The sequence below is a fragment of the Cupriavidus sp. 01L46 genome (assembly GCF_056399905.1).
In genome coordinates this window covers 16,249-28,512 of record NZ_JBFTSF010000007.1, presented here as the reverse complement: position 1 = coordinate 28,512, position 12,264 = coordinate 16,249, and the positions used below count along the sequence as shown (strand labels likewise).

The following is a 12,264-nucleotide window of genomic DNA, read 5'->3' as shown; positions in this document are numbered from 1 at the left end:
AATCGGGAGAGTAACGAAAGTTACAAACGGTCAGCCACCGATTGTACAGCGCACGACCACCAGCGAGCTTTCGGTCTGCCTACAGTCTCCAGCGGTCTCCAGCGTGTCCCGGCTTGCCGCATGCGTGCTCAGGCTTTCGCCAGCGAAGCCGCCGCGCGGTCCATGAAGGCGGCCAGGTCGGTGTCGCGTCGGGTCAGGCCGTTGGCGTCATGGGTGGACAGGGTGACGTCGACCCGGTTGTAGACGTTGAACCACTCCGGATGGTGGTCGGCCTTCTCCGCGGCCAGCGCCACGCGCGTCATGAAGGCGAAGGCGGCGTTGAAGTCGGCAAAGGTGAAGCGCTTGTGGATCGCGTCGCGGTCATCGACCGTGCTCCAGCCGGGCAGGCTGGCCAGCAGCGGCGCACGTTCTTCAAGCGTTAGGGGCACGACAGGCGCAGGGGACATGATGGGCTCGATGGTCGAAAAGGAAGTTGGCAAGGGTCAATGCCGGCCCGCCTGCTCGGCCTCCCGGCCCTTGCGATGTGCATCGAGGCGGGGGCGGAGCGGGCACGCCGTCATTGTTTCACAAAGGACGCGCGCGGGTAGCGCGTGTCAGACGTCGTCGCTGTCGGCCCAGCCTTCGCGCGAGCCGCGCTGGAGCACCAGGTCGGATTGCCCCACGTCGCCCGCGCCCAGCGTGGGCTGTGTGCGCAGTTCCTCATACAGCGGCGCAAAGTCGGGGCGGGTGGCGTCGAACAGCTGATCGAAGCTGTCGATCACGAAGTACGTCTTCTGGAAGGTGTCGATGCGGTAGCGCGTGCGCATGATGCGCCGCACATCGAAGCCGATGCGGTTGGGGCTGGCCGAGTCCAGGCTGTAGATCGACTCGCCCTGGCTCGACAGGATGCCCGCGCCRTAGATGCGCAGGCCTTCCGGCGTGCGGATCAKGCCGAACTCCACGGTGTACCAGTACAGCCGCGCCAGCATGTCGAGCGCGCCCAGCGAGGCGGCCTTGAGCCCACCCTTGCCGTAGGCCTCCATGTAGTTGGCAAAGACCGGGTTGATCAGCAGCGGCACATGGCCGAAGACGTCGTGGAAGCAGTCGGGCTCCTGCAGGTAATCGAGCTGCTCGGGCTTGCGCATCCACCAGCTGGCGGGAAAGCGGCGGTTGGCCAGGTGCTCGAAGAACACGGCATCCGGCACCAGGCCGGGCACCGCCACCACCTGCCAGCCGGTGGCGCGCATCAGGGTTTCGTTGAGCTGGTCGAAGCTGGGCACGCGGTCGCGCCCCATGCCCAGCGTGGACAGGCCTTGCAGGAACTCATCGCAGACGCGGCCGCGCAGCATCGAGGCCTGGCGGTCATAGAGCTTGGCCCACACCGCGTGGTCGGTGTCCGTATAGCGGTCCAGCGGCTGCGCGATGGTGAAATCGGGGCGCAATTCCTGGCCGGACAGCAGGCCGGCGTCGAATTGTTCCTTGAGCTTGTCGGTCAGGGTGCCGGAAAAGCTGGCCTGGGCGTCGCCAGCGTGGGTGGCGGTAGCCATTGCGTCCATGATGTTTTATCTCCTGCAGATTTACCGCACAGTTTAGCGAGGAGGTGACGCAAATGGCCCGCAAAAACGGCTTGGTTTCGTCAGGCGATGCGTCAAGTACGCAAAAATTTGGTATTGTCTGCGGGAAATGTGCGCGGGTGCGCTGCCAGTGACAACCGGCGCGCCGCCGGGCGGCGGCGGGGGTAGCATTCCTACCMGCAGGCCCAGTGCACAACAAGAAGCGATTCCGACTCGACCAACGCGTCTAACGCGACCGAAGCGACATGACCATGATCAATCTCGACCCATTCGACCTCGCGCTGCTGGCGGCGTTGCAGACCGACGGCCGGTCCACCCACCAGCAGCTCGCCGAGCGCATTCATCTTTCACCCAGCCAGATCGGGCGCCGGCTCGCGCGGCTGGAGGCCGACGGCGTGATCACCGGCTACCGCGTGGTGCTGTCGCCGCCATCGCTCGGGCTTGGCGTGCTGGTGTTCACCAGCGTCAAGCTGGCCCATCACGGCGACACCATTGTCGAGCGCTTCCGCGAGGACATCCTGCTGCTGGAAGAAGTGCAGGAGTGCTACTCCGTGGCGGGCGAGGCCGACTACCTGCTGCGCATCATGGTGCCCGACCTGCCGACGCTGGCCGAATTCACGATGAAGAAGCTCATGCGCGTGCCAGGCGTGGAGAGCGTGCGTTCCAACATCGTGCTGACCGCGCTCAAGCGCGACGGGCCGTTGCCACTGTCGCATTTGCGCTAGCCTGCGGATCGCTCGCAGCGCGCGCGGACTTGCGCTTGCCATCGGCGCATGTCACCCTCGCCGGGTGCCGTAATCGGGAGGGGCAGGATGACGCAGATCGTCGCGCGGATGGACAAGCGTGAGAGACGTGGGTACTGGTGGGCCGCCGCGGCCTGCCTGCAGGCAATGTTGGCGACGATGCCGGGTTCCGGCCAGGCCGCGCAGGTGGTCCGTTTCTCGCCGGAGGGCGAGGTCGCTCGCGTGCGGCAGGTGGCGATCCGCTTTGACGAAGCCATGGTGCCGCTGGGCGACCTGCAGGCGAGCCCGCCCGCCACGGTGTCCTGCAAAGGCAGCGCGATCACCGGACAGGCACGCTGGATCGACGCGAAGAACTGGGCATTCGATTTTGCGCGCGACCTGCCGCCGGGCGTCAATTGCACGGTGCGCATGGCGGCCGGCCTCAAGAGCGAGGCCGGCAAGGCGTACACCGGCAAGCCGGAGTATCGCTTCGAGACCGGCGGGCCCACCGTGGTCTCCGCGCGTCCCGGCGGCGGCGAGATCGAAGAGGACCAGGTCTTTGCGCTGCGCTTCAACGGCCCGGCCACCGCCGACTCGGTGCGCAACGCCGCCTGGTGCCAGGCGCAGGGCCTGGGCGAGCGCATCCCCGTGCGTCTCGTTGCCGGCAAGGAGCGCGACGCCGTGCTGGGCGCGCTGCACTGGAAGCTGAAGGCCGACGAGGCGGATTCCGTCCACCTGCTGGCCTGCCAGCAGCGCCTGCCGTCCGGCGCGCGCATGCAACTGGTGCTGGGCAGCGGCATCGCCACGCCTTCGGGGCTGGCCACGCGCGATGAACGGCGCTTCGACTACACCGTGCGTGAGCCCTTCACCGCGAGCTTTACCTGCGAGCGAGAGCGCGCGCAGTCGCCCTGCACGCCGTTGCGGCCGATCTCGTTGTCGTTCTCCGCGCCGATTTCGCGCAAGGACGCCGAGCATATCCTGCTCAATACGCCCAAAGGCCCGCGCGCCCCGCAGTTCGAGCCGGAAGCGGCGCGCGACGCGCCCGTCAGCAGTGTCAGCTTCAAGCCGCCCTTTGCCGAGAAGGCCGAGTTCACGTTGTCTGTACCCGCTGGCCTGAAGGACGACAGCGGCCGCGTGCTGTCCAATGCCGAGCTGTTCCCGCTCAAGGTGAGCATGGCCGCGATGCCGCCCCTGGCGAAATTCTCGGCCGCGCCGTTCGGCGTGCTCGAGCGTTTTGGCGAGCTGCCCAAGGGCAAGCCAGCGGCCGACTATCCGGCGCTGCTGCCGGTGACGCTGCGCAATGTCGAGGCCGACCTGCCGGCGCAAGGCGTGCGCGCGCAAGCCGGCACGGTACGCCRCCTGAAGGTGGACGACGACGGCGCGGTACTGCGCTGGTACGGGCTGGTTCGCCGGCTGCACGAAGGCAGCTGGACGCGCGGCGAGCTGGATGCCATTCTCGCCGGCCGCTCGCCGTCCGCGGTCAACAACCCGCGCAATGCGCCTGCCATCGAGACCCGCTCCATCTCGCTGCTCGATGGCGTGGCCGGCGCGCGCAAGCTCGCCATCCCGCAACTGGTTGAGCCGGGCGGCAAGGTGCCACGCCCGTTCGAGGTGGTCGGCATTCCCCTGCCCGAAGCCGGCTTCCATGTGGTGGAGATCGCGTCGCCGATGCTGGGCGAGGCGCTGCTTGGCAAGCCGGCACCCATGTACGTGCGCACCGCCGCGCTGGTGACCAACCTCGGCGTGCATTTCAAGCTCGCGCGAGGCCCCGGCAAGATGACCGCGCTGGCATGGGTCACCACGCTCGACGACGGCAAGCCGGTGGCCAACGCCGCGGTGGCGCTGCGCGATTGCAGCGGCAAGCTGCTGGCCTCGGGCCGCACCGATGCCGCCGGGCTGGCGCGTTTCAACGGCCTGGACGACGTGCGCGAGCGCAGTTGCGACGACACCGGGCTGTCGGGCTATTTCGTTTCGGCGCGCATCGCCGCGGACCATCCGCAGGCACGCGGCCAGGCCGACATGGCCTTCGTGATGTCCGACTGGAACCGGGGCATCGAGAGCTGGCGCTTCAATGTGCCGACCGACACCAGCGCGGTGCCGGACGTGCGCGTCCACACCATCTTCGACCGTACCTTGCTGCGTGCCGGCGAGACCGTGTCGATGAAGCACATGATCCGCACCGAGACGGCGAATGGCTTCGCCTTGCCGGGCGCGGGCGATCCCTTGCCGGAGAAGCTGGTCATCCGGCATGAAGGCAGCGGCCAGACTTACGAGCAGCCGGTGCAATGGCGCAGCACCGCTACCGGTGGGCGCAGCGCCGAAAGCACGTTCGCGATTCCCGCCGCGGCGAAGCTGGGCGTCTATACGGTGTCGTTCAGCGATGCGAAGGACCGTGTGCTGGACAGCGGCAGTTTCCGCGTCGAGGCCTTCCGCCTGCCGGTGCTCGCGGGCACGCTCAAGGCCGGCAGCGGCGGGGCGCTGGTAGCCCCGGCGGAGGTGCCGCTCAACCTGGAAGTGCACTACGTCTCGGGTGGCGGCGCGGCAGGCTTGCCGGTGCAGGTGTCGGCGCTGTTGCGCGACAAGTACGTGCGCTTTGCCGACTACGACAGCTATGCCTTCGCCGCCCCGCGCAAGCCGCAAAAGGATAGCAGCGGCGATGAGGACGAGGGCGAGGATGGCAATACGCAGCGCGACGATGCGCAGAAGCTGGTGGCGGACAAACTGCCGCTGAAGCTCGACAAGAACGGCGGCGGCACGCTCACCCTCAAGAACATGCCGAGGCTCGACGCACCCAAGGACCTGGTGGTGGAGTCGGGCTTTGCCGATCCCAACGGCGAGATCCAGACGCTGCGCCAGACGGTGCCGATGTGGCCGGCGGGCGTGGTAGCCGGCATCCGCACGGAGAGCTGGGTCTCGGTCAGGCAGAAGCTTCCCGTGCATGCCGTGGCGCTCGATCCCCAGGGGCGGCCGCAGGCCAACGTGCCGATCTCGCTGCGCGCGCAGGTGCGCATCACCAGCTCGGTGCGCAAGCGTGTGGTGGGCGGCTTCTATCGCTACGACAACCGCAACGAGAACAAGGATCTGGGCATCGTGTGCGAGGGCCGTACCGATGCGCAAGGCCGTATGCAATGCGACGTGACGTTGCCCGAGGCCGGCCAGGTGGAACTGATCGCGCAGGCCCGGGATAACGCGGGACGCGTATCGCAGGCTGCCACCTCGGTCTGGGTGACGCGCCAGGGCGAGCTGTGGTTCGGCGGCGAGAACAACGACCGCATCGACCTGCTGCCCGAGAAGAAGGCCTACGCGCCAGGCGAGACCGCCGTGTTTCAGGTACGCATGCCATTCCGCCATGCCACCGCGCTGGTGGCGGTGGAGCGCGAGGGGGTGCTGGAGACCAGCGTGGTGGAGCTCAACGGGCGCGATCCCACGGTGCGGGTCAAGGTAAGGCCGGAGTGGGGCCCCAATGTGTATGTGTCGGTGCTGGCGTTGCGCGGGCGCTTGCGCGAGGTGCCCTGGTATTCATTCTTCACCTGGGGCTGGCGCCAGCCGACCGAGTGGTGGCAGGCGTTTCGCAGCGAGGGCCGCGAGTATGCCGCGCCGAGCGCGCTGGTGGACCTGTCCAAGCCGGCATTCCGCCTCGGGCTGGCGGAGATCCGCGTGGGCAACGACGGCTATAGGCTCGATGTGAAGGTCACGCCTGACAAGACGAGCTACCCCGTGCGCGGCAAGGCGCAGGTAGCCGTGCAGGTGAAGCTGCCCGACGGCAARCCTGCCGCCAATGGCGAAGTCGCGCTTGCCGCGGTGGATGAAGCACTGCTGGAGCTGATGCCTAACACGAGCTGGGATCTGCTCGACGCCATGTTGCGCCGGCGCAGTTATGGCGTGGAGACCGCTACCGCGCAGATGGAAATCATCGGCCGGCGCCACTACGGTCGCAAGGCCGTGCCGGCGGGCGGCGGCGGCGGCGGCGGCAAGAGCCCGACGCGCGAGCTGTTCGATACCTTGTTGCTGTGGAATCCGCGCGTGCAGCTAGACGGCGAAGGGCGCGCCACGCTGACAGTGCCCCTCAACGATTCGCTCACGCGATTCCGCATTGTGGCCGTGGCCGACCTGGGCGTGGGCCGCTTCGGCAACGGCAGCGCCACCATTGCTGCCACGCAGGACCTGCAGCTGATCTCGGGACTGCCGCCGCTGGTGCGCGAGGAAGACCGCTATCGCGCTATGTTCACGCTGCGCAATACCACGCAGCGCGCGATGACGGTGCAGGCCGTGGCGCGCGTGAGCCCGCCGGGACAATCCGTGCAGCCGCAGGCGCTGGCTGCACAGACGGTGGAGATTCCCGCGGGCGAATCGCGCGAGATCGGCTGGGATGTGGCCGCGCCGCTGTTGCCGGCGGGCTCGCCGGCCCAGGACGGCACGGTGCAGTGGGAGGTGGAAGCGACCGAGGCCGGCAGGACGGGCGGCGCCAGCGACCGCGTCAAGCTCTCGCAGCAACTGGTGCCGGCGGTGCCGCTTACCGTGCAGCAAGCCACGTTGGCGCAGCTCGCGCCAAACCTGTCGGTGCCGGTACGCGCACCGCAGGGTGCGCTGGCCGATGGTGCGGGCCAGCCTCGCGGTGGCCTGCAGGTGAACCTGCAAGCCTCGCTGGCAGGCGGCATGCCGGGCGTGCGCGCGTGGTTCCGCGACTATCCGTTCTCGTGCCTGGAGCAGCGTGCCTCGCGCGCGATCGGGCTGGGCGATGCGGCGCAGTGGAATGCACTGGCTACGCAGCTGCCCGGCTATCTCGACAACGATGGGCTGGCCTCGTATTTCCCGCTGCAAAACGACGGCAACGCCGGCAGTGAGGTGCTGACCGCCTACCTGCTGGCCGTGTCCGACGAAGCCGTGCGCGCGGGGCTGCCGCTGCGCCTGCCCGACGAATCGCGGGCGCGCATGGAAAGCGGATTGGCCGCGTTCATCGAAGGCCGCATCAAGCGCGAACGCTGGGCACCGACGCAAGACCTGGAAGTGCGCAAGCTGGCGGCGCTAGAGGCGCTCTCGCGCAGCGGGCACGCGCAGGCGCGCATGCTGGGCTCGATCCAGATCCTGCCGGCGCAGTGGCCCACCTCCGCGCTGCTCGACTGGATTGCCGTGCTGTCGCGCGTGCAGGATATCCCGCAAGGCGACGAGCGCCTCGCGCAAGCGCAGCAGATCCTGCGCTCGCGGCTGACCGTGCAAGGCACGCGGCTGGCGTTTTCGACCGAGCGCGACGACAACTGGTGGTGGCTGATGAGCGGCGGCGATCTCAACGCCGCGCGCCTGCTGGCGCTGTCGCTCGACCTGCCCGGCTGGAAGGACGAAAGCGCGCAACTCGCTACCGGCTTGCTCGGCCGGCAGATGCGCGGCGCCTGGGGCACGACCACGGCCAACGCCTGGGGCTCGCTGGCGATCACGCGTTTTGCGCAAGCCTTCGAGAAGACGCCGGTGTCGGGCGCCACGCGCGTGACGCTGGAAGGCGTGGCCGATGCATCGCGCAGCTTCGACTGGGCGCGCGCCGGGAAGGTGGATGGCGTGGCAAGCGGCAGCATCAGCCTGCCGTGGCCACGCGCTGGCGAATCCGCCACGCTGCAGGCCGTGCAGCAAGGCGCCGGCAAACCCTGGGCCACGGTGCGGGCGCTGGCGGCGGTGCCGCTCGCCGCGCCGCTCTCGGCGGGCTACCGCATCACGCGCAGCGTGACGGCGGTGGAGCAGGCGGTGGCGGGCAAGTGGTCGCGCGGCGACACGTACCGCGTGAAGCTGGAGATCGATGCGCAGGCCGACATGACCTGGGTGGTGGTGAGCGACCCGGTGCCCGCYGGCGCCACCATCCTCGGCAGCGGCCTCGGGCGCGACTCGGAGATCGCCACGCGCGGCGAGCGGCGCAAGGGCGCATGGCCGGCGTTCACCGAGCGCACGCCGCAGGCCTTCCGTGAGTATTACGCCTACATGCCGCGCGGCAGTGCCACGGTGGAATACACCGTGCGCCTGAACAATGCCGGCGAGTTCGCCTTGCCGCCCACCCGGGTAGAGGCGATGTACGCGCCGGATGTATTCGGCGCGCAACCCAATGCCAGACTGACCGTAGGAGCACGCCCTTGAGCTGGCTTGCAATGATGATGCCCGCGCGGGTGCGCGAGTGGTGGCTGGCCGGCACGATGGCCGGCCTGGTCTACGGCGGCCTGCTGGTCACCGTCGCGATGGACTCGCCGCCCGGCGCGCCGTTGAACGGGCAGATCGCCTTCCAGCCGTTGTGGAAGACCGCCATGGCGCTGCTGCTGGTGCGCGCCGCGCACTTCCATCCCTTGCGCCGCGAGCGGCGTTGGCTGATGGCGGCGCTGCTGTTCTCCGCGCTGGGGGACTTTCTGTTGGCGATGCCGTGGCTGTCGTTCTCCTTCATCGGCGGCCTTGGGGCTTTCCTGATCGCGCACTTTGCTTACCTTGGCTTGTTCGTGCCCATGGCGGGCGACGGGCGCGCGCATCGCCTGATTGCTTGCGGTGTGGTCGTGGGCGCGGCCGGCGTGATGCTCGCGCGCTTCTGGCCCAATCTGGGCACGTTGGCGGTGCCGGTCTCGGTCTATGTCGGCGCGCTCGCGGCGATGGCCTGCGCCGCGTTGCTGGCGAAACTGCCGACGCCGCTGGCGGCAATCGGTGCGTTGTGTTTCGCCGTGTCCGACGGATTGCTCGGCACCGCGCGGTTCCTCGTGCCGTTCGATACCTTTGCACTCGGCATCTGGTGGACCTACGCGGCCGCGCAAGTGCTGCTGGTGGCCGGCGTGGCTGCCGGGCGGGACAAATGAACACGGGCCTGCGCGCGGTAGCCGTATTGGCCTGCGTGGCCTGCGCGCCCGCGTATGCGCTTGCGTCCTTCGACAGCGTGCGCGCCAGCTGGCGCAGCGCGGATGTGGTGGTGCTCGACCGCCATGGCGAAACCCTGTCCCGCGTGCGCGACGATTTCCGTGCGCGCCGCGGCGACTGGGTCACGCTGGCGGAGATATCGCCCGCGGTGCGCACGGCGATCGTGCTGTCGGAGGACCGCCGCTTCTATGCACACAGCGGCGTGGACTGGCAGGGCGTTGCCGCCGCCGCGTGGGCCAACCTGTGGAACACGCGCACGCGCGGCGCCTCCACCTTGACCATGCAGCTCGCCGGCTTGCTCGACGAGGACCTGCGGCGAGCCGACAGCGGCCGCAGCGTGAGCCAGAAGATGGCGCAGGCCGTGCGCGCAACGGCACTGGAGCGCAACTGGAGCAAGGACCAGATCCTCGAGGCGTATCTCAACCTGGTGCCGTTTCGCGGCGAGCTGGTCGGCCTGTCCGCGCTGTCGCAGGCGCTGTTCGGCAAGTATCCGAGTGGCCTGGATGCACGCGAGGCGGCGCTGGCGGTGGCGCTGGTGCGTGCGCCCAACGCGCGTGCGCCGCAGGTGGCGCAGCGCGCGTGCGGCATCCTGCGCGAGCAGCAATTGCCCAAGGCATGCGATGGGCTGGACGGCTTCGCGCAACTGGCGCTGCTGCGCAGCAGCGGCAGCACCGCGGGCACAACATCGACCCCGGGCCTCACGCCGAACCTCGCACCGCATCTGGCGCGCTTGCTGGTATCGCAAGCCCGCGGCGCTGGCCCGATGCCTGCCACCATCACGTCCACGCTCGATGCCGGCCTGCAACGCATCGCCACGGCGAGCCTGGATCGACATCTGCGCGAGCTTGCCGGGCGCAATGTGGAAGACGGCGCGGTGGTGGTGATCGACAACGCGAGTGGCGACGTGCTGGCCTATGTGRGTTCGTCGGGCGCGTTGTCGGCGGCCGCGCAAGTCGACCACGCGGGGGCGCCGCGCCAGGCGGGATCCACGCTCAAGCCCTTCCTCTATGGGCAGGCACTGGAGGGGCGGCGGCTGACCACGGCGTCGCTGCTGGACGACCGGCCGGTCAACCTGCCCACGGGCGGCGGCGGAGGCCTCTATGTGCCGCAGAACTATGACCGGCAATATGCGGGCTGGGTGAGCATGCGGGCCGCGCTGGCGTCGTCGTTGAACGTGCCGGCCGTGCGCACGCTGGTGATGGTCACGCCGTATCGCTTTCACCAGCGGCTGACCGCGCTCGGTTTGCCGCTGGCGCAGGCGGGCGATTACTACGGCTACAGCCTTGCGCTGGGTAGCGCCGATGTGCCGCTGGTCGCGCTCACCAATGCCTATCGCGCGTTCGCCAACGGCGGGCGTTTTGCGGGCGCGCGGCTGCGCGCCGATGCGCCGCCGGTGACAATGCGCGCGGTGATGTCGCCCGCGGCGAGCTACCTGGTTGCCGACGTGCTGTCGGATCGCCATGCGCGGGCGCGCACGTTTGGCCTGGACAGCMCGCTGACCACCCGCTTCTGKACCGCGGTCAAGACGGGCACGTCGAAGGACATGCGCGACAACTGGTGCGTGGGCTGGTCGCAGCGCTACACGGTTGGCGTGTGGGTGGGAAACGCCAGCGGCGCAAGCATGCATGAGGTTTCGGGCGTATCCGGCGCCGCGCCAGTGTGGCACGAGATCATGGAGGCGCTGCACCGCTCGGTGCCGAGCGTGGCGCCGGCCATGCCTGCCGGCGTGGAGCGTGTGGCGTTGCGCTTCGCCGATGATCTCGAGCCCGCGCGCGATGAGGTCTTCCTCGCGGGTACCGCCATGCGCGTTGTCAACATAGCCAGCGCGGATAGCGTGCGTGCCACCAAGGATCGCGTCGCCGCCATCGCCAGCCCTGCCGACGGCACTGTGTTCGCGCTTGATCCCGATATCCCGCCGGCGGCGCAGCGTGTCTGGTTTCATGCCGAGGGCGTCAGCGGACAGACCGCGCAACGCGTGAGCTGGCGCATCGACGGCAAGCCGCTGGGGCGCGGCGGACAGCTTTCCTGGCTGCCCTGGCCGGGCCGGCACGAGGTGGAGTTGCTGGATGCTGCGGGCAAGGTGGTTGACCGCATCGGCATCGAAGTGCGCGGCGCCGTAGCCAAGGCGCCGCGCCGCTGATCACGCCGGCGCGAGCGGTGCGCGCGCCTTGAGGAAGTCGACGAACACGCGCAGCTTGGCCGGCATCAGCAGGCGGCCCGGGTAGTAGAGGTAGAAGCCATCGAACGGCGGCAGCCAGTCGTCCAGCACCGTGACCAGCTGGCCCGAGGCGAGAGGCGCGCGCAGCAAGGCCTCGAACTCGTAAAGCAGCCCGAGCCCGGCGAGCGCGGCCTGGTGCAGCAGGGCCTTGTCATTCGCGATCAGCGCGACGCCGGTATCGACCGTGGCCTGGCGCGCGGCGTGCATGAACTCCCAGCGATAGACCTGGCCCGCGGGGCCGAAGCGGTAGTGCAGGCAGGCATGCGCCTGCAGGTCGCGCGGCAGCTTGGGCTTGCCACGGCGCGCGAAGTAGTCCGGCGTGCCGGCCACCACCATGCGCATCGGGCCGGTGATGGGAATCGCCACCATGTCGCGCTGCAGCGCTTCGCCCAGGCGCAGCCCCGCATCGAAGCCCTCCGCGATCAGGTCGGTCAAGCGGTCGTCGACGGCCACGTCGACGCAGATCGACGGATAGAGCCGCATGAACTCCACCAGCACCGGTTGCAGCGCGGTGGCCGCAGCCGAGTACGAAGTGGTGATGCGCAGCGTGCCGGCGGGCATTTCGCGCTGCTGGCGCGTGTCGTCGGCAGCGGCCGCGATCTCCGTCAGCGCGGGCTCCACGCGAGCCAGCAGCGCGGCGCCGGCTTCGGACAGGCCGACCCGGCGCGTGGTCCGTTGCAGCAGGCGTACGCCCAGGCGCTGCTCAAGCTGGCGGATGGTCTGCGAGATGGCCGATGGGCTCACCGCCAGCGCGGCGGCGGCGGCGGTGAAGCTGCCCAGGCGCGCCACGCGGACGAAGGCGGCCATGGCGGGCAGCAGGTCGGGGTCAAGGGAGACGTCAGGCTTCATAGTGCGGCGAGGGTAGCATGGCGCGCCTTGCCGCGAGGCGTGCGGCGGC

The 12,264-nt window shown here is 69.2% G+C and carries 7 protein-coding genes; 4 read left to right on the top strand and 3 right to left on the bottom strand.

Translation table 11 applies throughout. The features are described from left to right. Positions 1–128 precede the first annotated feature (128 nt). Together AC1DS3_RS02600 and phhA are read right to left on the bottom strand one after the other, a co-directional pair. Positions 129–446, bottom strand: a complete 318-nt coding sequence (locus tag AC1DS3_RS02600) for a 4a-hydroxytetrahydrobiopterin dehydratase (protein ID WP_253929198.1) — start codon at positions 444–446, stop codon at positions 129–131. Positions 447–593: 147 nt separating this feature from the next. Then, entirely contained in the window at positions 594–1,526 is a 933-nt protein-coding gene (gene phhA, locus AC1DS3_RS02595) for a phenylalanine 4-monooxygenase (protein ID WP_477126642.1), read from the bottom strand. A gap of 272 nt (positions 1,527–1,798) precedes the next feature. Between phhA and AC1DS3_RS02590 the strand changes: the two genes are divergently transcribed. The 4 genes from AC1DS3_RS02590 to pbpC all read left to right on the top strand — a co-directional run bounded on the left by AC1DS3_RS02590 (position 1,799) and on the right by pbpC (position 11,288). Then, positions 1,799–2,278 carry an Lrp/AsnC family transcriptional regulator gene (locus tag AC1DS3_RS02590; protein WP_150987569.1) on the top strand — a complete coding sequence of 160 codons (480 nt, stop codon included), beginning with the start codon at positions 1,799–1,801 and terminating at the stop codon, positions 2,276–2,278. 87 nt (positions 2,279–2,365) lie between these two features. Next, on the top strand, positions 2,366–8,392 hold the full coding sequence (locus tag AC1DS3_RS02585; protein ID WP_477126633.1) for an alpha-2-macroglobulin family protein: 6,027 nt from the start codon (positions 2,366–2,368) through the stop codon (positions 8,390–8,392). Further along, positions 8,389–9,090 carry a lysoplasmalogenase gene (locus tag AC1DS3_RS02580; protein WP_441635822.1) on the top strand — a complete coding sequence of 234 codons (702 nt, stop codon included), beginning with the start codon at positions 8,389–8,391 and terminating at the stop codon, positions 9,088–9,090. Before AC1DS3_RS02585 ends, AC1DS3_RS02580 begins: the two co-directional genes overlap by 4 nt. Further along, complete coding sequence (pbpC, locus tag AC1DS3_RS02575; protein ID WP_477126632.1) at positions 9,087–11,288, top strand: penicillin-binding protein 1C; 2,202 nt, start codon at positions 9,087–9,089, stop codon at positions 11,286–11,288. Before AC1DS3_RS02580 ends, pbpC begins: the two co-directional genes overlap by 4 nt. Here pbpC and AC1DS3_RS02570 read toward each other — a convergent pair whose 3' ends face one another. Further along, positions 11,289–12,215 (bottom strand): LysR family transcriptional regulator, encoded by a 927-nt coding sequence (locus AC1DS3_RS02570; RefSeq protein WP_441635818.1) that lies wholly within the window; start codon positions 12,213–12,215, stop codon positions 11,289–11,291. Positions 12,216–12,264 lie beyond the last annotated feature (49 nt).

What these genes read in the sequence shown, in the direction of transcription:
- AC1DS3_RS02600 (WP_253929198.1), bottom strand. Translation starts at nt 446, where the DNA reads ATGTCCCCTGCGCCTGTCGTGCCCCTAACGCTTGAAGAACGTGCGCCG.
- AC1DS3_RS02590 (WP_150987569.1), top strand. Translation starts at nt 1,799, where the DNA reads ATGACCATGATCAATCTCGACCCATTCGACCTCGCGCTGCTGGCGGCG.
- AC1DS3_RS02570 (WP_441635818.1), bottom strand. Translation starts at nt 12,215, where the DNA reads ATGAAGCCTGACGTCTCCCTTGACCCCGACCTGCTGCCCGCCATGGCC.